The sequence below is a fragment of the Phycicoccus sp. DTK01 genome (assembly GCF_017312765.1).
Lineage (GTDB): Bacteria > Actinomycetota > Actinomycetes > Actinomycetales > Dermatophilaceae > Phycicoccus > Phycicoccus jejuensis.
In genome coordinates, this window is the sequence record NZ_BOPU01000002.1 from 646,860 (window position 1) to 668,084 (window position 21,225).

Here is a 21,225-nt window from a genome sequence, read left to right on the forward strand (position 1 = left end):
AGACTCCCTCTGCTGCGTGACCTAGGCTCGTCCGACAGTCTGGCGCATGGAGGGCCCAGGGGACGAAGGGAGGCCGGGTGAGACGTGTCATGCTCGCCGGCGCGAGCGCCCTGGTCCTCCTCGCGGGCGCCGGCTACGTGACCGCCGACGTGTACGACGTCGTCCCCGGCGTGCTCACCCTCGACCGCCCGGTGGCGCTCGCCCCGGCACCGGGAGCCGACGCGGACGAGGGCGAGGTCCCCTCGCTGCTGCCCACCGCCGCACCCTCCCTCGCGGCGACCGACGGGACGAGTGCGCCGGTCCCCTCGGCCGCCGGCCTGGCCGCGGCGGTCGCGGCGGCCGACGACGACCCCGCGCTGCGGAAGGGCCTCGGCGTGAGCATCCGCGACGGCGTGACGGGGGAGGAGCTGTGGTCGCGCGCGGGCGGTACCCCGCGCCCGCCGGCCTCCACCGCCAAGCTGCTCGCCGCCTACGCCGTCGCCGACACCCTCGACCTCGACGAGCGGGTCCCGACGAGCGTCGTGGCCGCCCCCGGCTCGCGCGACCTCGTCCTCGTCGTCCGCGGCGACATGCTGCTCGCGCCCGGCCGCGGCGACGCCGACGCGGTCGCCGGGCGCGCGGGCCTGACCGACCTCGCCCGCCGCGTCGCCCGCACGCTGGTGGCCGACGGACGCACCACCGTCACCCTGCGCCTGGACACCTCGTTCGCGCCCGGCCCCCGGGTGCCGCCGACGTGGAACCCCAACGACGTCCGCGACGGCTTCGCCGGGCCGGTCGTCATGACCGGCCTGACGACGACCCGCGCGACCCCGGCCCGCCCGGCGCCCACCCGGCCCGAGGACGTCGTCGCCCGCACCCTCGTCCAGCGGCTGCGCGCCGAGGGGGTCACGGCCCGTCTGCGCCCGACCTCGACGTGGTCGCGGCCCGCCCCGGCCGACGCGGTCGCCCTCGGCACGGTCGAGTCCGCCACCTACGGCGAGCTGCTCGGGCTCGCGCTCGCCGAGAGCGACAACTCCCTCGCCGAGAGCCTCGTCCGGCAGGCCGCCGCGACGCTGGGCCGGCCGACCGAGGACGCCGACGCCAACGCCGACCTCATCACCGCGCGCCTCGAGGCCGCCGACGTCCCCACCGCCGGGATGCGCCTCGAGGACGCGAGCGGCCTCAGCCCCGGGCAGGCCGTGGCGCCCGCGACGCTCTCGGCCGTCCTCGGGCTCGCGGTGCGCGGTGAGCCCGAGCAGCTGCGCGGGGTCGTCGCCGGGCTGCCGGTCTCCGGGCTGTCCGGCACGCTCCGGCACCGCTTCTCGGCGGACGCGACGCGCGACGTGCTGGGCGTGCCGCGCGCCAAGACCGGCACCCTGCGGGCCGGCTCGTCACTGGCCGGCACGACCGTCGACGCCGACGGCCGACCGCTGACCTTCGTCGTGCAGGTCGACGGCTTCCCCCGGACCTACGACGGCACGCTGCGCGCCCGCGCCGCGATGGACCGCGTCGTCGCCGCCGTGACCCGGTGCGGCTGCAGCGGCACGACCGGCTGACGCGGATGAGAGGCTGAGCCCGTGGGATACGTCGACTGGGAGTTCGCGAAGAGCACCGGCCGCACGCTCGTGCCGGCCGGTCCCGTGGTGTCACCGACGCAGGCGAGGGCCGAGGTCGAGGCCATCCGCGCCGCGGCGCGGGCGGCCCGGCAGCCGGTCGCCGAGACCGCGCGGATGCACACGCCCGCCGACGCGCCCGACGCGCTCGTCGTCGACCGGGCGACGTGGATCACCGTCAACGCCGACTCGATGTCGGCCCTACTGGACCCCGCGGTCGACGCGATCGTCGGCAAGCGCGGCGTGACCCCGGGCGCGACCGCGCAGGCCATCGGCGGCAAGGTGACCGGCGCCGAGGCCGGGGCCCTCCTCGCGTTCATGGCGAGCAAGGTGCTCGGCCAGTACGACATCGCCCCCGGGGGCACCCCGGCGCTGCTGCTCGTGGCGCCCAACCTCGTCGCCACGGCGCGCGAGCTCGGGGTCGACGCCGCCGACTTCCGCGCCTGGGTCTGCATGCACGAGGAGACCCACCGCGTGCAGTTCACGGCGAACCCCTGGCTGCGCGACCACCTCGTCACGCAGGCCCGCCGCCTCGCGGTCGACCTCGCGCCCGACTCCGAGCGCATCCAGGAGATCGTCTCGCGCGTCACCGAGCGGCTGCCCGAGGTCTTCTCCGAGGGCGGCACCGGCATCACGGAGCTCTTCGCGACCCCCGAGCAGCGCGAGCAGCTGGCCCGCGTCACCGCCGTCATGTCCCTCCTCGAGGGCCACGCCGACGTCGTCATGGACGACGTGGGCCCGGCGCACATCCCGACCGTCGCCGACATCCGCTCGCGCTTCACGGACCGCCGGCGCGGCTCCGGGGCGCCGGACCGCCTGTTGCGCCGCCTGCTCGGCCTCGAGGCCAAGATGCGCCAGTACCGCGACGGCGCCGCGTTCGTCCGCGGGGTGCAGGAGCAGGTGGGCGTCGACGGCTTCAACGCCGTGTGGACCTCGCCCGAGACCCTGCCGCTGCCGCAGGAGATCGCCGACCCGGCCGCCTGGGTCCGCCGCGTCCACGCCTGACGCGGCGCGCCCCGCCTGCGGCACACTGCCGGGATGACGGGACGTGCGTGGGGCCGCCCGCACCCGGCCGTCGCCGCCGTGCGCTCGGCGGTGCGCGCCGTGCTCGCGGGGTGCGACCCCGGTGACCTCGTCCTCGTGGCGTGCAGCGGCGGCGCCGACTCGACGGCGCTCGCGGACGCCGCCCGGTACCAGGGGGAGCGCGCCGGCCTGCGGGTCGGGGCGGTCGTCGTCGACCACGGGCTCCGGGAGGGCTCGCGCGAGGTCGCCGAGGAGACCGGTGCACGCCTGCGCTCGCTCGGGCTCGACCCCGTGTCCGTCGCCTCGACGTGGGTGCCGGCCGACGGCCCGGACGGGCTCGAGGCGATGGCCCGGCAGGCCCGCTACCGCGTCCTCGACGATGCCGTGCGCCACCACGGGGCGCGCCTGGTCCTCCTCGGCCACACCCGCGACGACCAGGCCGAGCAGGTGCTCCTCGGCCTGGCCCGGGGCTCCGGCGCGCGCAGCCTCGCCGGGATGCCCGCCGCCCGCGGCCCCTACCGCCGGCCGCTGCTCGGCCTCACCCGGGAGCAGACCCGCGCCGCCTGCACGGCCGAGGGCCTCGCGTGGTGGGAGGACCCGATGAACGAGGACCCGGCCTTCGCGCGGGTGCGCGCCCGCCGCGCCCTGCGCGCCCTCGAGGCCGACCTCGGCCCCGGGCTCGGCGCGGCGCTGGCCCGCAGCGCCGACCTCCTGCGCGAGGACGCCGACCACCTCGATGCCCTCGCCGACGAGGCGGCCGCGACCCTCGGGCCGGGCCCGTGGGCGGCCGACGCGCTCGTGACCCTGCCGCGCGCCGTCCGCACCCGGGTCTGGCGTCGGCTCCTCGTCGCCGCCGGCGCCCCGGCCGGGCAGGTCTCGTCCCGCCACGTCGAGGCCTGCGACCGGCTGCTGACCCACTGGCGCGGGCAGGGCGCGGTCCACGCGCCGGGGGACCTGAGGGTGCAGCGGGTCGACGGCCGGGTGTCCATCGGTCCCCCCGCTCGGGTTGAATAGGGCGCGACCCACCCATCCCCTTCACCAGGAGCCGACGTGGACGCTGCCCACATGGGAGCCGACCTCGAACGAGTCCTCATCACCGAGGACGAGATCCACGCCAAGCTCGAGGAGCTGGCCGGTCTCATCGCCGACGAGTACGCGGGCAAGGACCTCCTCCTCGTCGGGGTCCTCAAGGGCGCCGTCATGGTGATGGCCGACCTCATGCGCGCGCTGCCGATGACCGCGCCGGTCGACTGGATGGCCGTCTCGTCCTACGGCTCGGGGACCAAGAGCAGCGGTGTCGTCCGCATCCTCAAGGACCTCGACACCGACATCAGCGGCCGCCACGTGCTCATCGTCGAGGACATCGTCGACTCCGGCCTCACGCTGTCGTGGATCAAGTCCAACCTCGAGTCGCGCAGCCCCGCCTCGGTCGAGATCTGCACCCTCCTGCGCAAGCCCGAGGCCGCCAAGGTCGAGGTCGACGTCAAGTGGGTCGGCTTCGACATCCCCAACGAGTTCGTCGTCGGCTACGGCCTCGACTACGCGGAGGCCTACCGCGGCCTGCGCGTCGTCGGCACCCTCGCCCCGCACGTCTACAGCTGACCCCGCGCCCGCCGCCGACCCGTGACCGACCGGGTCCGGGTTCGACGGCGGAACACGAGCGCGGACGGGCTCGTTGCTAGCGTGTACCAGTCCCGGACGGACCGCCCGGGCCACTCTCGACGAGCACCAGGAGGGTGGGGCCCCGCGCCCCGCGACCAGATGGACTTCAAACGCATTCTCCGGGCCCCCGTGTTCTGGGTGCTCGCCGCCCTCGTGCTCCTCCTCCTCGTCTTCACGGTGGGCGGGAACGGCAGCTACACGACGATCACGACGGCCCAGGCCGAGAAGCTCATCACCGACAAGAAGGTCGAGTCGGCGGTCATGAGCACCGACAACGTGCTCACCCTCGACCTCAAGAGCGGCCAGACCTTCTCCGACCCCGAGAAGAAGATCTCCGGCGCCACGCAGGTGCGGGCCGAGTACGTCGACGCCCGCGCCGCGGACCTCGTCGCCGAGCTCAAGTCCAACCTCCCAGACGGCTACGACGACAAGGTCGAGGGCGACAGCGCCTTCTGGACCCTGTTCATCAGCTTCTTCCCCGTGCTCCTGCTCGTCGGTCTCTTCTGGTTCCTCATGACCCAGGCCCAGGGCGGCGGCTCGCGCGTCATGCAGTTCGGCAAGTCGCGCGCCAAGCTCGCGACGAAGGACACCCCCAAGGTCACCTTCGCCGACGTCGCGGGCGCCGACGAGGCCGTCGAGGAGCTCCACGAGATCGTCGAGTTCCTCCGCGAGCCGGCGAAGTTCCTCGCCGTCGGCGCGAAGATCCCCAAGGGCGTGCTGCTCTACGGCCAGCCCGGTACCGGCAAGACCCTCCTCGCGCGCGCCGTCGCCGGCGAGGCGGGCGTGCCGTTCTACTCGATCTCCGGCTCGGACTTCGTCGAGATGTTCGTCGGTGTCGGCGCCAGCCGCGTCCGCGACCTCTTCGAGCAGGCCAAGGCCAACGCCCCCGCCATCGTCTTCGTCGACGAGATCGACGCCGTCGGCCGCCACCGCGGCGCCGGGCTCGGCGGCGGTCACGACGAGCGCGAGCAGACGCTCAACCAGCTGCTCGTCGAGATGGACGGCTTCGACGTCAAGACCAACGTCATCCTCATCGCGGCGACCAACCGCCCCGACATCCTCGACCCGGCGCTGCTGCGCCCGGGCCGCTTCGACCGGCAGATCGCGGTCGAGAACCCCGACATGATCGGCCGCCACCGCATCCTCCAGGTGCACGCGGCGGGCAAGCCGATGGGTGCCAACGTCGACCTCCTCGCCGTCGCGCGGCGCACCCCCGGCATGACCGGTGCCGACCTCGCGAACGTCCTCAACGAGGCGGCGCTGCTCACCGCCCGCGGCGACAAGAAGCTCATCGACGACGAGGTCCTCGACGAGGCCATCGACCGCGTCATCGCCGGCCCGCAGAAGCGCACGCGCATCATGTCGGCCAAGGAGCGCAAGATCACGGCCTACCACGAGGGCGGCCACGCGCTCGTCGCGGCGGGGATGAACCACCTCGACCCGGTGACCAAGGTGACGATCCTGCCGCGCGGCCGGGCCCTCGGCTACACGATGGTCATGCCGGTCGACGACAAGTACTCGACGACCCGCAACGAGATCCTCGACCAGCTCTCCTACGCCCTCGGCGGCCGCGTCGCGGAGGAGATCATCTTCCACGACCCGACCACCGGCGCCGCCAACGACATCGAGAAGGCCACGGCGATGGCCCGCAAGATGGTCACCGAGTTCGGCATGAGCGAGCGCGTCGGCGCGATCAAGCTCGGCCAGAGCCAGGGCGAGCCGTTCCTCGGCCGCGACATGGGGCACCAGCGCGACTACTCCGAGCAGGTCGCCGCGGTCGTCGACGAGGAGGTGCGCAAGCTCATCGACGCCGCGCACGACGAAGCGTGGCACGTCGTCAACGACAACCGCCACATCCTCGACCGCCTCGTCCTCGAGCTCCTCGAGAAGGAGACGCTCAACGCGGCCGAGCTCGCGACGATCTTCGAGGACATCAACAAGCGCCCCCGGCGCCCCCAGTGGCTCTCGAGCGAGCACCGCACCCTCTCCGACATCCCGCCGGTCCTCACGCCGGCCGAGGAGGCCGCCCTCGCCGGGCGCGCCAACGGCTCCGGCGCCCCCCACGGCGCCGTCGTCACCCCGGGCGACCCGGCGACCGAGGCCGCCATCGACGCCCGGGCCCAGGACGGTGCCGGTCCCTCGGAGCATCCCGCGTCCGAGACCGTCGAGGTGCCGGAGGGTGGGCGTGTCGAACCCTGACCAGGAGGTCGTCATGACGCAGGGCACCAGCACGACGCGACCTCCGGTCGACGTCGCGCGCGCCGAGGCCGCGGTCCGGGAGTTCCTCTACGCCATCGGCGAGGACCCCGACCGCGACGGCCTGCTCGACACCCCGAAGCGGGTGGCCAAGGCCGCGCACGAGCTCTACGCCGGTCTGTGGCAGGACCCCGCCGAGGTGCTGTCGGCGACGTTCCCGATCGAGCACGAGGAGCTCGTGATCGTCCGGGACATCCCGATGTACTCGACGTGCGAGCACCACCTCCTGCCCTTTCACGGCGTCGCGCACATCGGGTACATCCCGGGCACCGACGGCCGCGTGACGGGCCTGTCGAAGCTGGGTCGGCTCGTCGAGGTCTACGCCCGGCGCCCGCAGGTGCAGGAGCAGATCACGACGCAGGTCGCCGATGCGCTCGTCGAGCACCTCGGGGTGCAGGGCGTCATCGTCGTCATCGAGGCGGAGCACCTGTGCATGTCGATGCGCGGCGTGCAGAAGCCGGGCTCGCGGACGATCACCTCCGCGGTGCGTGGGCAGCTGCGCGACGTGGCCACCCGGGCAGAGGCGATGTCGCTGCTGCTCGGCGGGAAGCGGTGACCGGGGCGGTGCCCCTCCCCACCGGCCGGCCCGGCCGGCCGCTGGTCCTCGGCGTCGTCAACGTCACGCCCGACTCCTTCAGCGACGGCGGCGAGTGGTTCCAGCCCGACGACGCCGTCGCGCACGGCCGGCTGCTGCGCGAGCAGGGCGCCGACGTCCTCGACGTCGGCGGCGAGTCCACCCGTCCGGGGGCCGAGCGGCCCTCCGAGGCCGAGGAGCTGCGCCGGGTGCTGCCCGTCGTCGAGGCGCTGGCCGCGGACGGCCCGGTGTCGGTCGACACGATGCGCGCCTCGGTCGCCGCCGCGGCGCTCGACGCCGGCGCCACGCTCGTCAACGACGTCTCGGGCGGCCTCGCCGACTCCGACATGCTGCCGCTGGTCGCGGAGCGCGGCGTCCCCTACGTCGCGATGCACTGGCGCGGCCACAGCGCGGAGATGCAGGACCGCGCCCGGTACGACGACGTCGTCGCCGACGTCGGTCGCGAGCTGCAGGGTCGCCTCGACGCCGCGCTGGCGGCGGGGGTCGACGCCTCGCGGCTCGTCCTCGACCCGGGGTTCGGGTTCGCGAAGCTCGCGGCCCACAACTGGGAGCTGCTGCGCCGCCTCGACGAGGTGCTCGCCCTCGGGCAGCCGGTGCTCGTCGGCACCTCGCGCAAGAAGTTCCTCGGCCTCGTCGGCCGCGAGGGTCGCGCGGAGCGGGCGCCGCTCGAGCGCGACGTCGCGACCGCGGTGACGACCGCGCACGCGGCCGCCCACGGCGCGTGGGGCGTTCGCGTTCATGACGTCGTCGCGGCCGTCGACTCCCTCGACGTCGCGCTGGCCCTGCGCGGCCCCGGGGTCGACGCGTGATCCCCGCCGGCACCTCGCGCGACCGCGTCACCCTCAGCGGGGTGCGCGGGCGCGGGTTCCACGGCGTCTTCGAGCACGAGAAGCGCGAGGGCCAGGAGTTCGTCGTCGACGTCGAGATCGCCGTCGACCTGGCGCCGGCCGGTCGTACCGACGACCTCGGCGACACCGTCAACTACGGCGAGATCGGGGCCGCGACCCTGGCCCGCATCGAGGGCGAGCCGTTCGACCTCATCGAGCGGCTCGCCGAGGTCGTCGCACAGGACGCGTTGCGGCACACCGCCGTCGACGAGGTGGTCGTCACCGTGCACAAGCCGCAGGCGCCGGTCGGCGTGCCGTTCGGCGACGTCACCGTCCGGGTCGTGCGCCACCGGGAGCCGGTGCCGGTCGTCGTCGCGGTGGGGGCCAACCTGCCGCACGGCGCCAGCGCGCCCGCCGACACCGTGCGCTCGGCCCTCGAGGCGCTGGCCCACCACCCCGCCGTGCACGGGCTGCACGCCTCCGGCGTCGTCGGCACCGACCCGGTCGGCGGGCCCGAGCAGCCGCGCTACGCCAACGCCGTCGCGACGATGCGCACCGCGCTCTCGCCGGCGTCCTTCCTGCGCGAGCTGCACCGGCTCGAGGCCGCGTTCGACCGGGTGCGCGAGGTGCGGTGGGGCGCCCGCACCCTCGACCTCGACCTCGTCCAGTACGGCGACCCGGCCGACGGCACCGACGTGGTGTCCGACCGACCGCACCTGCAGCTCCCCCACCCGCGGGCGCACGAGCGCGGCTTCGTGCTCGCGCCCTGGCACGACGCCGACCCGTCGGCGGTGCTGCGGCACGACGGCGGCGTCGTCGCCGTGGCCGACCTGCTGACGGGTCTCGACACCTCCGACATCACGCCGCTGCACGAGGAGACCTCTTGAGCCGCAACGGCATCCGCCTCCAGGTGCTGGCCCTCGTCGCGCTCGTCACGGCAGTGGTCGGCTGGCTGGTGGCCTTCGTCGTCACCCGCGACGGCACGCTGCTGCAGCGTCCCCCGTGGGCGGCCGGCGTCCTGCTCGTCGTCATGGGTGGGCTCGTGCTCTGGCTGGCCCGCCCGGTCCGGCGCCACGTGCGCAGCGGCCACCGCACGTCGGTCGAGGCGCTGCGGGCGGCGCGGACCGTCGTCCTCGCCCAGGCGGCGGCGCTGACCGGGGCCGCGGCCGCCGGCTGGTACCTCGGGCAGCTCGCGAGCCTGCTCGGCGACCTCTCGCTCGTCGCCAACCGCGACCGGCTGCTCGTCTTCGGCCTGATGCTGCTGGCCTCGGTGCTGCTCGTCGTCGCCGGGATGGTGGCGCAGGCGTGGTGCCGCATCGACCGCGACGACGACGAAGACCGGTCCGGCCAGGCCGACGAGCCCGCGCCCCGCCACTGACGCCGGCATCCCGCCCGCTCCCACCGCCGCCCCCGCCCCGTGCAGCAGTCGACGAATGTGACGGTTCCTGCGCACCGGCCCGGGGCCCCGTGCGAGGAGGTCAGGCGAGGTCGGCCCAGAGGACCCAGTTGCCCTCGTAGTGGCCGCGCGCGAGGGGCGTGCGGGGGTCGCACGTGATGAGCCGCAGGAGCGGCACCGGGTTCCCCGCGTCCCAGATGGTGTCGTCGGTCGGGGTCTGCTGCTTGGGCATCCCGGCGGAGCGGCGCACGACGAAGCGGACGACGTCGCCGGAGTCGTAGCGCACGGTGACCGTGTCCCCACGGCGGGCCTGGGGGAGCCGGCGGAAGACGTCGGGGCCGTTGCCCGGGGTGCCGACGTGCCCGGCGAGGATGGCGGCGCCGGGGTGGCCGGGCCGGGGCCAGCCGGGCTCGTCGTACCAGCCGACGACGCCGCCCGGCGGGGAGAGGACGCCGCGCTCGTCGAGGCCGACGGGGCGCACGGGGGCGTCGACCAGCGTGGTGCCGTCGGCGCGCACGAGGACCACCCGGTCCGGTGAGCCGGCGAGGTCGCGGGACGCCCGGCGGGTCGCGGCCGCGGTCGGGGAGGGCGTGGGGGTCGGAGTCGTGAGCGCCACCGGGCTCGGGACGGCCGTGGTGCGCGCCGGGGCGGGCGAGGGCGCCGGTGAGCGGGGACGGCCGCCGCAGCCGGTCAGCACGCCGACGCCGAGGAGCCCCGCCACGAGCAGGCTGCGGCGGGAGGCTCCCGGGGGTCCGGCGGGCACGGGCCTCAGTGGCGCCGGGTGGCGGCCGAGCGCAGGCTGCGCGCGCCGAGGGCCGCGGCGGTCAGGGCGGCGGCACCGAGGAGCGCGGCGGGCAGGAGCGGGGTGCCCTCGTCCTCGGGGTCGTCGGTCTGCACCAGCCCGGGGCGCACGGGCGAGGCGGTCGTGCTCGGGTCGGCGGTCGCGGTCTCGGTCGGCGTGGCGGTCGCGGCCGCCGTCCCGGTGAGCCGGTCGAACGACACGTCGCCCTCGTCGACCAGCCGGCACTCGGCGTTGAGGACGAGGTCGTCGGTCCCTCCCGCGTCGAACACGTTGAGGGTCAGCGAGTCCGCGACGAGGGTGTTGGGGCCCCGGCGGACGGCGGTGCGGATACCGGGGTCGTCGTTGCGGACCTGCAGCGTCATGGGGCCGGTCTCCGGGACCGCGGTGTCCGGGATGCGCAGGTCGATGTCGGTGGCCGTGTCCTGCGGGTCCTCGGCGACGGCCGCGACGAGGCTGGCCCCCACCGAGGCCTCGGTCGTGCCGTGGTCCCGCAGCACGTCCGCGGCCTGCTCGGACAGCACGACCGTGCCGGTGAAGGGGTCGAGCGACAGGCCCGAGCCGGCGGGCGCCGTCGCCGTCCCGTCGTCGCGGACCGGTGAGTCGAAGCGGGCGGAGAAGGTCGTCGAGAAGTCGGGGCCGCCTGTGACGTCCTGACGGACGTCACAGGTGTAGGTCAGGTCGCCGGAGCGGGCCTGGGCGCTGGTCGCGGCGCCGGCGGTCGCCAGGACGGCGAGCCCCCCGACGAGCGCGGCGCGGACGGTGGTGTGCAGCAGCGTGGACACGAGTCTCCCCCTCGATGACGGAACCGGTCGCGAGGCGACCGACGGTTCCGCGAACGTAGCGGAGGGGTCGGGGTCCGGCCACCCCGGCTGCGGGATCGTGCAGCACCTGCGCCCCGCCCCTGAGGCCGGCGCCCCCGCCCCGTGCATCAATCGACGAAAGCGTCGATTCCTGCACACGGATGGCTGGGCTGACGGGTCTCGCGGGTGTGCAGGAACTGACGAATGTGTCGACTTTCGTACACCGGCGGGCGACCCGCGCCACGCCGCGGCTCCCCCGGTGGCTACTTGTCGACGTCGCCGACGACGAAGAACATCGACCCGAGCACGGCGACCATGTCGGCGACGAGGCAGCCGGGCAGCACCTCGGTGAGCACCTGCACGTTGTTGAACGACGCCGAGCGCAGCTTGAGGCGCCACGGCGTCTTCTCGCCGCGTGAGACGAGGTGGTACCCGTTGAGCCCCAACGGGTTCTCGGTCGCCGTGTACCGCTCGCCCTCCGGCACCTTGAGCACCTTGGGCAGGCGCTGGTTGACGGGCCCGGGCGGCAGGGTCCGCAGCCGGTCGAGGCAGGCGTCGGCGAGGTCGAGGCTGACGTGCACCTGCTCGAGCAGCACCTCGAGCCGGGCCAGGCAGTCGCCCTCGGCGCGGGTGACGACCCGGCCGGGGCCCCCGGGCGCGAAGAGCTCGGCGTAGGCGAGGTAGGGGTCGTCGCGGCGCAGGTCGAGGTCGACGCCGCTCGCGCGGGCGATGGGGCCCGAGACGCCGTACGCGTGGACGGTCGCGGGGTCGAGCACCCCGACGCCACGGGTGCGGGCGAGGAGGATCTCGTTGCCGACGAGCAGCGACTCCAGCTCGGGCAGGCGACGGCGCACGGCATCCACCGCGTCGGCGACCCGGCCGAGCCAGCCGGCCGGGACGTCCTCCTTGAGGCCGCCGACCCGGTTGAACATGTAGTGCATCCGGCCGCCGGAGGCCTCCTCCATGACGGCCTGCAGCTCCTCCCGCTCGCGGAACGCGTAGAAGACGGGCGTGATGGCGCCGAGCTCGAGCGGGTAGGAGCCGAGGAACATGAGGTGGTTGAGCACCCGGTTGAGCTCGGCGAGCAGCGTGCGCAGCCAGACCGCGCGCTCGGGCACCTCCATCCCGAGCATCGCCTCGACACCGAGCACGACCCCGAGCTCGTTGGAGAACGCGGACAGCCAGTCGTGGCGGTTGGCGAGGACGGTGATCTGCCGGTAGTCGCGGACCTCGAAGAGCTTCTCGGCCCCGCGGTGCATGTAGCCGACGACCGGCTCGGCGGCGACGATGCGCTCGCCGTCGAGGACGACCTTGAGCCGGAGCACCCCGTGCGTCGCCGGGTGCTGCGGACCGATGTTGAGCACCATGTCGGCCGTCGCGAGCCCGCCGGCCCCGACCGCGACGTCGAGGGCACGTGGCGCGTGCTGCTCGGTGGGGGCGTCGGGGCTCACGCGGCCAGTCTGCCGCACGCCCGGCGGGGTCATCCGGCCCGCACGCGGGCGAGCACCCAGCGGAAGCCGCCGAGCCCGCTCGGGTCGGTCAGCGCGGTGAGCGCCGACGTGCCCGCCAGCGCCGCGAGGTAGGCGGCCGGGTCGGTGCGGGACAGGCCGTGGTCGGGCACCAGGGGGCGGCCGAGGAGCCGGTGCAGGGCCTCCCGCTGGGTCGTCAGCTCGTCGTGCCGGAGCGAGTCGACCGCGACGTGCGCGGTGACGTCGCACGAGCCGTCGGGCACCGGGTCCACGACGACGCCGTCGCGGTAGCCGACGAGGGTGCCGCCGTCCGGACGGTCCTCACGCGTGTGGCCGTAGTCGACGGCGAGCACCGCCCCGCGCCGGACGCGAGCGAGCAGGTCCGCCCAGGCGCGGTCGCGCGCCAGCCCGACCTCGACGCGGTCGCCGGGGGCCGCGTCGTCCGTGGGCCAGTGGGCCGCGCACCATGCGGCGTCGGCGGGGTCGAGCGGGCCGCCGAGGGACTCCTCGCCCGAGCGGGGGTCGACCAGCACCGTGCGCAGCCGGCCGGACTCGTCGACCTCGGCGACCGTGCAGGGAACGACGTCGAGCCACTCGTGGGCGACGACGAGGACCCCGTCCAGGTCCAGCAGCGCGTCGGGCAGCGCGGCGCCGCCGGGCGAGGTCGTCCACCCGACGGCGGCGGGCAGGGAGGCGGGCCGGCCGACGATGTCGATGCCGGTGAGCCGCAGGTCCGGCCGGTGCGCGTGCAGCGCCTCCAGGAGCTCGCCGCGACCGGCGCCGAGGTCGACGACACGGGTCGCTCCCTCGGCGTCCGCGAGGTGGGCCAGGGCCTGCGCGAGGACGGCGCCGGGCCCACCGTGCGCCGAGGTCGTGAAGTGGCCGGCCGGTCCCTCGGGTCGCCGGTAGAAGCCGTCCGGGCCGTAGAGCGCGTCCTGCCACGCGTCACGCCACGGCACCGGGTCCACCCACCGCACGCTACCGGTGCGCGACGGCGGTAGCGTGCGACGGGTGGACGGCCTCGAGCACCCTGCCCGCCTCACCGTCGGCGTCGTCGGCGCCGGCCGCGTGGGGGCGGTCCTCGGGGCGGCCCTCGCCCGCGCCGGCCACCGGGTGACGGGTGCCTACGCCGTCTCGGACGCGAGCCGCGACCGCGCCGAGAGCCTCCTGCCCGGCGTCCCGGTCGCCGACGTCCCCACCGTCGTGGAGGGGGCCGAGCTCGTGCTGCTCGCCGTCCCCGACGACGCCCTCGGCCACCTTGTCCGTGGGCTCGCGGCCACGGGGGCGTGGCAGGCCGGCCAGCTCGTCGTCCACACGAGCGGGCGGCACGGCACGACCGTCCTCGAGCCGGTCCGCGAGCACCACGCGATGCCGCTCGCGCTCCATCCGGCGATGACGTTCACCGGCACGGCGATGGACCTCGACCGGCTCGTCGACTGCGCCTTCGGGGTGACCGCCGACGAGGCGCTGCGGCCGGTCGCCGAGGCCCTCGTCCTCGAGATGGGTGGCACCCCCGTCTGGGTCCCGGAGGAGGACCGGCTCGCGTACCACGCGGCCCTCGCTCACGGCGCGAACCACCTCGTCACCCTGACCGCCGAGGCGATGGAGGTGCTCGCGCGCGCCGGCGTGCCGGACCCCCGGGCGGTCCTCGCCCCGCTCATGCACGCCGCCCTCGACAACGCCCTGCGGATGGGTGACGCCGCGCTCACCGGGCCCGTCGCGCGCGGGGACGTCGGGACCGTGGCGGACCACCTGCGCGAGCTGGACCGGACGGCGCCCGAGGTCCGACGCACCTACGTCGCGCTCGCCCGGGCGACCGCGCTGCGGGCGCTCGACAGCGGGCGCCTGTCGCCCGCCGCCGCCGAGCCGCTGCTCGGTGTCCTCGGCACGGAGTGAGCGTGGGCGTGGTCACGCCGGGCCTCCCGCCCGTCCCGTCCGCGTGTGGGTGCGCAAGGATGCGGGCATGACGTCGCAGTCGACCGACACCCGTGCCGTCCCGACGGTCGCGATGACCCGCGAGGAGCTCAAGGCCGCGCGCGAGGCCCTGCCCAGCCGGGACGTCGCGGTGGTCATGACGATGGGGGCCCTCCACGAGGGGCACGCGCAGCTCATCCGCGCCGCCCGGCAGCGCCACGACCACGTCGTCGTGACGATCTTCCTCAACCCGCTCCAGTTCGGGCCGAAGGAGGACCTCTCGCGCTACCCGCGCACCTTCGACGACGACATGGCGATCTGCACCGCCGCGGGTGTCGACGTCGTCTTCGCGCCGACGCCCGACGTCGTCTACCCCGACGGTGACCCGGGGGTGCGCATCTCGGCCGGCCCGCTCGGCGAGCTGCTCGAGGGGGCCTCGCGCCCCGGGCACTTCGACGGCGTGCTCACCGTCGTCGGCAAGCTGCTGCACCTCACGGCCGCCCGGAGCGCGTACTTCGGCCAGAAGGACGCCCAGCAGCTGCTCCTCATCCGGCGGATGGTGCGTGACCTCGACGTGCCGGTCGACGTCGTGTCGGTGCCGACCGTCCGCGAGGGCGACGGCCTCGCGATGAGCAGCCGCAACACCTACCTCACCCCGTCCGACCGCGAGGTCGCGCTCTGCCTGAGCCGTGCGCTGCGCGCCGGCGCCGACGCCGCGCCCTTCGGCCCGTCGGCGGTCCGGCGGGCCGCGCGCGAGGTGCTCGTCGAGGAGCCGCTGGCCCTCGTCGACTACCTCGTGCTCGTCCACCCGCACACGCTCGCCGACGTGCCCGAGTGGTACCGGGGCGAGGCGCTCCTCGCCGTCGCCGCGCGCATCGGCACGACCCGGCTCATCGACAACACCCCGCTCGTCGTCGGGCCGGGGGGCGGGGCCGTCGACGTCTTCTCCGACGTCCCGCACGCCCGCGCCGATGTCTGAGCCCGCGCCGGTCGCGGGGGAGGCCGCGGGCCCCGTGGTGCTGCCCGGCTCGCCGCTGCTCCCGCGCCGCCTCGCCGCGCCCGCCCCGGGCTGGACGGTCGAGGCCGACGTGGTCGTCGTCGGGTCGGGCATCGCCGGGCTCACCTGTGCGCTGCGGCTGCGCGAGCGGGTCGAGCGCGTGCTCCTCGTGACGAAGACGGTGCTGTCGGCGGGCTCGACCACCTGGGCGCAGGGCGGCATCGCCGCGGCCCTGCACCCCGAGGACACCCCGCAGGAGCACCTCGACGACACCCTCGTCGCCGGCGTCGGGCTCTGCGACGTCGAGGCGGTCCGGGCGCTGGTCACCGAAGGGCCCGACCGCGTCCGCGAGCTCGTCGCCCTCGGTGCCGAGTTCGACCGCGACGCCGGCGGCGACATCAAGCTGACGCGCGAGGGCGGGCACCACCGCGACCGCATCGCGCACGCCGGGGGTGACGCCACCGGCGCCGAGATCTCGCGGGCGCTCATCGCCGCGCTGCGGGCCGTCGTCGACGACCCCGGCATCGAGGTCGTCGAGCACGCGCTCGTCGTCGACCTCCTGACCGACGCGGAGGGGGCGGTGGGCGGCGTGACGCTCCACGTCATCGGCGAGGGCCAGGTCGACGGCGTGGGGGCCGCGCGGGCGCGCGCGGTGGTGCTCGCGACCGGAGGACTCGGCCAGATCTACACCTCGACGACCAACCCGCCGGTCGCGACGGGTGACGGGATGGCGGCCGCCCTGCGCGCCGGCGCCCGCACCACCGACCTCGAGTTCGTGCAGTTCCACCCGACGGTCCTCTTCCTCGGCGAGGGCTCGACCGGCCAGCAGCCGCTCATCTCCGAGGCCGTGCGCGGCGAGGGCGCCTTCCTCGTCGACGACCGCGGCGAGCGGTTCATGATCGGGCGGCACGAGCTCGCCGACCTCGCGCCGCGCGACGTCGTGGCGCGCGGGATCCTCGACGTGATGGGGGAGCGCGGGCTGGCCCACGTCTGGCTCGACGCCCGGCACCTCGGCGGCGACTTCCTGGAGGAGCGCTTCCCGTCCATCGTCGCCCGGTGCCGCGAGCTCGGGTTCGACCCCGCGACCGAGCTGCTGCCCGTCGCGCCGGCGCAGCACTACGCCTCCGGCGGGGTCGAGACCGACCTGCGCGGGCGGACCTCCCTCGAGGGCCTCTACGCCTGCGGCGAGGTCTCGTGCACCGGTGTGCACGGGGCGAACCGGCTCGCCTCCAACTCGCTGCTGGAGGGCCTCGTCTTCGCCCACCGCATCGCGGACGACGTGACCCAGCGCCTCGCGGCCGGTGACCTGCCGTGGCGCGAGCCGGCCGAGGGCGAGGACGGTGGCGCCGACCTGCTCGACTCCTCCGAGCGGATCTCGGTGCAGCGCAGCATGACCCGTGGATGCGGCCCGCTGCGCAGCGCGGCGTCGACGGTGGAGACGCTGCGCGAGCTCGAGGCCCTCTCGACCGTGGCGGCGAGCGACGCCGAGCCGGGTCCGCGCACCTGGGAGACGACCAACCTCCTGCACCTCGGGCAGGCGCTCGCGCTCCTGGCCCACCGGCGCGAGGAGACGCGCGGCGGGCACGTGCGCACCGACGTCCCGCGGCGCGACGACGAGCGCTGGCTCGTGCACCAGTCCGTCGTGCGGGCTGCCGACGGACGGCTCGACGTGCTCGAGCGCCCCGCCCTCGACCCCCTCGGAGGACCCCTGTGAGCGACCTCGGCTTCCCCCTCGACGACGCCCGGCTCGTCGTCGAGCGCGCGCTCGACGAGGACCTCGGCACGTCGGGCTCCGGTGGACGCGACGTGACCACGCTGTCCACGATCCCCATCGAGCAGCGGTCCGTGGCGCACGTCGCGGCCCGCGCGGGCGGCGTCCTCGCCGGGCTGCCGGTCGCCGCACTCGTCTGCGAGGCGGTGGCCCGCAGGCTCGGGACGGGTGCCGTCGAGGTCGAGGAGCACGTGGCCGACGGGGCGCGCATCGCCCGCGGCGACCACCTCGCGACGCTGCGGGGGTCGACCCGGACGACGCTCGTCGCCGAGCGGACCCTGCTCAACGTCCTCTCCCGGACCTCGGGCGTCGCGACGCACACCCGGCGGTGGGCCGACGCCCTCGACGGCACCGGCGCGACCGTGCTCGACACCCGGAAGACCACCCCGGGGATGCGGGCGCTCGAGAAGTACGCGGTGCGCTGCGGCGGCGGCACGAACAAGCGGATGGGCCTGTACGACGTCGCGATGATCAAGGACAACCACAAGCTCGCGGCCGGTGGGCTGGGCGCGGCCTACGCGGCGGTGCGGAACGCCTACCCCGACGTCGAGGTGCAGGTCGAGGTGACGACGACGGCCGAGGCGCTGGAGTCGGTGGCGGTCGGCGCCCGGTTCCTCCTCTGCGACAACATGTCCCCGGACCTGCTGCGGGCGACGGTCGAGGCCGTGCGCGCCACCGGTGAGGTCGTCGAGCTCGAGGCCACCGGAGGACTGACGCTCGGGGTGGTGCGCGAGTACGCCGAGACCGGGGTCGACTACCTGTCGGTCGGGGGGCTGACGCACTCCTCGCCGATCGTCGACATCGCGCTCGACCTCGACCCGTCGGACGCCTGACGCGTCAGGCGCGGGGCCACTCGCGCACCACGACGCACACCGTCGTCGCGTCGAGCATCGCGAACTCCCGGGCGCCCCAGGGGCGCAGGGTGGGGCTCGGCAGGTTGGGGTGCAGCAGGTCCGGGCGCCGCGCGGCGACGTCCTCGAACACGGCGTCGAGGTCGTCGGTCTCGAGGCCGAGCTCGGGACGCTCGCTGTGGGCCGCGGCCTCGGCGTTCTCGGCGAGCTGGATCTTCGCGCCGTCCCGCTCCAGCACGACGAAGCCGCCGTCGCGGTGCACGACCTCCATCCGCAGGCCGCCGACGAACAGGTCGAGACCGACCTCGAGGTCGGCGTAGAAGACGGTCGCCACGAACCGGGTCAGCATCCCGCCAGTCTGCGGGCGGAGCAGGCCCCACGGAAGACCTAGGCTCGGTGGATGCGCCACGAGCTCGCCGTCCAGCACGGCCCCGAGGACGACCGGATGCGCCCCGGCGCCGCCTACCGGCTGATGACGTCGGCCGTCGTGCCGCGGCCCATCGCGTGGGTGAGCAGCCGGTCCGCCGACGGCGTCGACAACCTGGCGCCGCACTCGTTCTTCACCATCGTCAGCACCGACCCGGCGATGCTCGCGTTCACCTCGGTCGGTCGCAAGGACACGCTGAACAACATCGAGGCCACCGGCGAGTTCGTCGTCAACGTCGCGCCCGGCCCGCTGTTCGAGGTCGTCAACGCGACGAGTGCGGACTACCCGCCGGAGGTCGGCGAGTTCGACGCCGAGGGCGTGGCGCGCGAGCCGTCGCTGACCGTCGCGCCGCCCCGCGTCGCGGGGTCGCCGGTCGCCTTCGAGTGCCGGCTGCACGAGGTGCGCCCGACCGGCAACTGCTTCGTCGTCGTCGGGCTCGTCCTGCACGCGGCCGTCGACGCCTCGGTCGCCGCCAGCGACGACATGGTGCGCCGTCCGCACGTGGACATCGGTGCGCTGCAGCCCTGGTCGCGCCTCGGCGCCGACGAGTGGGGCCTGCTCGGCGAGATCCGCGAGATCGAGCGGCCGAGGTACGACGGCTGATGGTGACGCCCGACTTCATCGTCTCGCTCCGGCGCTCGGTCGGTCACGAGCTGTTGTGGCTGCCCGGCATCACGGCGGTCGTGCTGCGCGGCGACGACGTGCTGCTCGTGCGCCGCGCCGACACGGGGGAGTGGACGCCGGTCACGGGCATCTGCGACCCCGGCGAGCACCCGGCGACGACCGCCGTGCGGGAGTGCCTCGAGGAGACCGGCGTCCGCTGCGAGGTCGAGCTGCTCGCGTGGGTCGACGTCACGCCGGTCATCGAGTACCCGAACGGTGACCGGTCGCAGTACGTCGACCACACCTTCCGCTGCCGCTGGCTCGGCGGGGACGCGCGCGTCGCCGACGACGAGTCGTCGGAGGTGGCCTGGTTCCCGCTGCGGGCGCTGCCGCACATGGCCGCGGACCACCGCGAGCGCATCCGCACCGCCGTCGCGCACACCGGCCCCACCCGCCTCACCTGACCCCTCCTCCCCGCGAACACGTGTGAAACCGCCGGAGGACCCCGGCGAGTTCACACACGTTCGGGGAGAGGTGGGGGAGGGGTCGAGGTCAGGAGCGGCGCCAGCGGAGGGCCACGGCGTAGTCGACCTCGAGCCCCTCGTGTTCGGCGAGGACGGCGTCGGCGGGCCCGGGCGGCAGCTCGATGCGGACGACCGCCTCGAGGTCCTCGCGCCGGTCGAAGGTCCACCGGATGGTCAGCGCCTGCGTCGTGAAGCCCTGCCGGTCCCAGAAGCGCTGCACGGCGACGGGGTCGTAGGCGGGGTAGGCGCGTGCGAACCACCCGCCGAAGGTCGAGCGCGTCGCGTCGTTGTCGACGAGGCAGGCGACCCCGCCGGGCCGCAGGACGCGCTCCAGCTCGGCGAGCCCCGGCTCGCACCCGGCGCCGAAGAAGTACGCCCAGCGTGCGTGCACGACGTCGACGGAGGCGTCGGCCACCGGCAGCGCCTCCGCGCTCCCCGCCACGACCCGGGCGCGGGACCCCTTGGCGCGCAGCCGGTTCGCCGCCCGACGGACGAGCGGGAGATACGGCTCCACACCCAGCACGGTCGCGCCGCGCTCCGCGAACCGCGGCAGGTGGAACCCGGTGCCGCAGCCGACGTCGACGAGCACCGCCCCGCGCAGGGGGTGCAGCGCGGCGATCGCGGCGTCGATGACGCCGGCGCGGTCGGACGCGAGGTTCTCGAGCTCGTAGACCTCGGGGGTGTCCCAGATGTTCGGGCTGCGGATGGCCCGCCCGGACCCGCTCACCCCTCGCGGCGTCCCCGCGCCGGCCGGGCGGCGACCGGGTGGGCCGGCTCGTTCGCGCCGTCCTCGTCACCGGGCAGGGCGTTGGTGCCCCGGCGGCGCTTGACCCGCTCGCGCCGGCCCCCGATGGTCCCGGCCTCGGCCGTGGCGGGGTGGACGAGCAGCGGGATGAGCTTGCGGGCGCCGGCCGACTGCGCGTGGCGGACGACGGCGAGGTGCGCCTCGCAGCGGACGACGAGCTCGTCGTAGCCGGCCTGCCCCATGAGGGCGACGAGCTCGGCGTGGCTGCTGCGGTAGACCGGCTCCCGCCCGACGTGCGCCTCGGGGTTGGAGGAGCAGTACCAGTCGAGGTCGTGCCCGCCCGGGCCCCAGCCGCGGCGCGTGTACTCGGCGATGGTCACCTCGAGGTACGAGGTGTCGTCGGGCTGCTCGACCGTCCGGTAGGAGCGGCGGATCGGCAGCTGCCAGCAGACGTCGGGCTTGACCTCGTGGGGCTGCTGGCCGGTGAGGACCGCGTGCTGGTGCAGCGCGCACCCGGCCCCGGCGGGGAACCCCGGGCGGTTGAGGAAGATGCAGGCACCGTCGACGACCTTGGTCTTGCGGTCGCCCTCGTCGTCGACCTCGGTCCACGCCGAGCGGCGGGCCGGGCTCTTGTCGCCGCGCTTGCCGTGCCCCGGGTGGTGCTGCCACTCGTCCTCGCCGAGCTCGGCGACGACGGCGCGGACGCGCTCGAGGTCGTCGTCGTCGGTGAAGTGCGCGCCGAGGGTGCAGCACCCGTCGTCGGGCCGGTCGGCGTAGATGCCGCGGCAGCCGGAGCCGAAGATGCAGCTCCAGCTCGAGGTCAGCCAGGTGAGGTCGACCCGGAAGCGCTGCCCCGGGTCGTCGGGGTCGGCGAACTCGGCCCAGGTGCGGGGGATGTCGAGGGACGCTTCGGGCACGCGCCCACCCTATGCACGGTCGGCCGCGGGATGGGCGCGGTGGGGCCGCGCCAC

22 protein-coding genes are annotated in these 21,225 nt (G+C 75.2%); 15 read left to right on the forward strand and 7 right to left on the reverse strand.

What is annotated here, in order from left to right; all coding sequences use genetic code 11:
• The first annotated feature begins 77 nt into the window (after window positions 1–77).
• The 9 genes from J3473_RS06830 to J3473_RS06870 all read left to right on the forward strand — a co-directional run bounded on the left by J3473_RS06830 (window position 78) and on the right by J3473_RS06870 (window position 9,333).
• Window positions 78–1,535, forward strand: coding sequence for a D-alanyl-D-alanine carboxypeptidase (locus J3473_RS06830; RefSeq protein WP_207022438.1), 1,458 nt, complete (start codon window positions 78–80; stop codon window positions 1,533–1,535).
• Window positions 1,536–1,556: 21 nt separating this feature from the next.
• The gene (locus J3473_RS06835) at window positions 1,557–2,597 is read left to right on the forward strand and encodes a zinc-dependent metalloprotease (RefSeq protein ID WP_207022439.1); all 1,041 of its coding nucleotides are present in this window, start codon (window positions 1,557–1,559) and stop codon (window positions 2,595–2,597) included.
• Between the two features lie 33 nt (window positions 2,598–2,630).
• Window positions 2,631–3,629 carry a tRNA lysidine(34) synthetase TilS gene (tilS, locus tag J3473_RS06840; RefSeq protein WP_207022440.1) on the forward strand — a complete coding sequence of 333 codons (999 nt, stop codon included), beginning with the start codon at window positions 2,631–2,633 and terminating at the stop codon, window positions 3,627–3,629.
• 36 nt (window positions 3,630–3,665) lie between these two features.
• On the forward strand, window positions 3,666–4,217 hold the full coding sequence (gene hpt, locus J3473_RS06845; RefSeq protein ID WP_030526640.1) for a hypoxanthine phosphoribosyltransferase: 552 nt from the start codon (window positions 3,666–3,668) through the stop codon (window positions 4,215–4,217).
• A gap of 159 nt (window positions 4,218–4,376) precedes the next feature.
• Window positions 4,377–6,476: an ATP-dependent zinc metalloprotease FtsH gene (ftsH, locus tag J3473_RS06850; RefSeq protein ID WP_207022441.1), complete on the forward strand. Its 2,100-nt coding sequence runs from the start codon at window positions 4,377–4,379 to the stop codon at window positions 6,474–6,476.
• Between the two features lie 13 nt (window positions 6,477–6,489).
• Window positions 6,490–7,089: a GTP cyclohydrolase I FolE gene (gene folE / locus J3473_RS06855; RefSeq protein WP_207022575.1), complete on the forward strand. Its 600-nt coding sequence runs from the start codon at window positions 6,490–6,492 to the stop codon at window positions 7,087–7,089.
• Between the two features lie 8 nt (window positions 7,090–7,097).
• Window positions 7,098–7,937, forward strand: coding sequence for a dihydropteroate synthase (folP, locus tag J3473_RS06860; protein ID WP_242525725.1), 840 nt, complete (start codon window positions 7,098–7,100; stop codon window positions 7,935–7,937).
• Window positions 7,934–8,842, forward strand: a complete 909-nt coding sequence (gene folK, locus J3473_RS06865) for a 2-amino-4-hydroxy-6-hydroxymethyldihydropteridine diphosphokinase (RefSeq protein ID WP_242525726.1) — start codon at window positions 7,934–7,936, stop codon at window positions 8,840–8,842. Before folP ends, folK begins: the two co-directional genes overlap by 4 nt.
• A complete protein-coding gene (locus J3473_RS06870) occupies window positions 8,839–9,333 on the forward strand; it encodes a DUF3180 domain-containing protein (protein WP_030526645.1) in 495 nt (164 codons plus the stop codon). Before folK ends, J3473_RS06870 begins: the two co-directional genes overlap by 4 nt.
• A 100-nt stretch (window positions 9,334–9,433) precedes the next feature.
• Here J3473_RS06870 and J3473_RS06875 read toward each other — a convergent pair whose 3' ends face one another.
• From J3473_RS06875 to J3473_RS06890, 4 genes are all read right to left on the reverse strand, one after another.
• The gene (locus tag J3473_RS06875; RefSeq protein ID WP_207022443.1) at window positions 9,434–10,114 is read right to left on the reverse strand and encodes a class F sortase; all 681 of its coding nucleotides are present in this window, start codon (window positions 10,112–10,114) and stop codon (window positions 9,434–9,436) included.
• 5 nt (window positions 10,115–10,119) lie between these two features.
• Entirely contained in the window at window positions 10,120–10,935 is an 816-nt protein-coding gene (locus J3473_RS06880; protein ID WP_207022444.1) for a DUF6801 domain-containing protein, read from the reverse strand.
• A gap of 281 nt (window positions 10,936–11,216) precedes the next feature.
• Window positions 11,217–12,320 (reverse strand): NADH-quinone oxidoreductase subunit D, encoded by a 1,104-nt coding sequence (locus tag J3473_RS06885; RefSeq protein ID WP_242525753.1) that lies wholly within the window; start codon window positions 12,318–12,320, stop codon window positions 11,217–11,219.
• A 113-nt stretch (window positions 12,321–12,433) separates the two neighbouring features.
• Window positions 12,434–13,390, reverse strand: a complete 957-nt coding sequence (locus J3473_RS06890) for an SAM-dependent methyltransferase (protein WP_207022446.1) — start codon at window positions 13,388–13,390, stop codon at window positions 12,434–12,436.
• Window positions 13,391–13,433: 43 nt separating this feature from the next.
• Between J3473_RS06890 and J3473_RS06895 the strand changes: the two genes are divergently transcribed.
• The 4 genes from J3473_RS06895 (at window position 13,434) to nadC (ending at window position 17,937) form a co-directional block, all read left to right on the forward strand.
• Window positions 13,434–14,318 carry a Rossmann-like and DUF2520 domain-containing protein gene (locus tag J3473_RS06895; RefSeq protein WP_030526649.1) on the forward strand — a complete coding sequence of 295 codons (885 nt, stop codon included), beginning with the start codon at window positions 13,434–13,436 and terminating at the stop codon, window positions 14,316–14,318.
• Window positions 14,319–14,385: 67 nt separating this feature from the next.
• Complete coding sequence (gene panC, locus J3473_RS06900) at window positions 14,386–15,315, forward strand: pantoate--beta-alanine ligase (RefSeq protein ID WP_207022447.1); 930 nt, start codon at window positions 14,386–14,388, stop codon at window positions 15,313–15,315.
• Complete coding sequence (locus J3473_RS06905) at window positions 15,308–17,047, forward strand: L-aspartate oxidase (protein ID WP_207022448.1); 1,740 nt, start codon at window positions 15,308–15,310, stop codon at window positions 17,045–17,047. Before panC ends, J3473_RS06905 begins: the two co-directional genes overlap by 8 nt.
• Window positions 17,044–17,937 (forward strand): carboxylating nicotinate-nucleotide diphosphorylase, encoded by an 894-nt coding sequence (gene nadC / locus J3473_RS06910; protein WP_207022449.1) that lies wholly within the window; start codon window positions 17,044–17,046, stop codon window positions 17,935–17,937. Before J3473_RS06905 ends, nadC begins: the two co-directional genes overlap by 4 nt.
• 4 nt (window positions 17,938–17,941) lie before the next feature.
• Here nadC and J3473_RS06915 read toward each other — a convergent pair whose 3' ends face one another.
• Entirely contained in the window at window positions 17,942–18,304 is a 363-nt protein-coding gene (locus J3473_RS06915; protein ID WP_207022450.1) for a hypothetical protein, read from the reverse strand.
• 51 nt (window positions 18,305–18,355) lie between these two features.
• Here J3473_RS06915 and J3473_RS06920 point away from each other — a divergent pair, with 51 nt between their 5' ends.
• Together J3473_RS06920 and J3473_RS06925 are read left to right on the forward strand one after the other, a co-directional pair.
• Entirely contained in the window at window positions 18,356–18,985 is a 630-nt protein-coding gene (locus J3473_RS06920) for a flavin reductase family protein (RefSeq protein ID WP_207022451.1), read from the forward strand.
• Complete coding sequence (locus J3473_RS06925) at window positions 18,985–19,449, forward strand: NUDIX domain-containing protein (RefSeq protein ID WP_207022452.1); 465 nt, start codon at window positions 18,985–18,987, stop codon at window positions 19,447–19,449. The genes J3473_RS06920 and J3473_RS06925 overlap by 1 nt, the downstream gene beginning before the upstream one ends.
• An 88-nt stretch (window positions 19,450–19,537) precedes the next feature.
• Here the strand turns inward: J3473_RS06925 and J3473_RS06930 are convergent, their stop codons facing one another.
• Together J3473_RS06930 and J3473_RS06935 are read right to left on the reverse strand one after the other, a co-directional pair.
• On the reverse strand, window positions 19,538–20,236 hold the full coding sequence (locus J3473_RS06930; protein WP_207022453.1) for a class I SAM-dependent methyltransferase: 699 nt from the start codon (window positions 20,234–20,236) through the stop codon (window positions 19,538–19,540).
• Window positions 20,233–21,171 carry a hypothetical protein gene (locus J3473_RS06935; RefSeq protein WP_242525727.1) on the reverse strand — a complete coding sequence of 313 codons (939 nt, stop codon included), beginning with the start codon at window positions 21,169–21,171 and terminating at the stop codon, window positions 20,233–20,235. Before J3473_RS06935 ends, J3473_RS06930 begins: the two co-directional genes overlap by 4 nt.
• Between the last annotated feature and the right edge of the window lie 54 nt (window positions 21,172–21,225).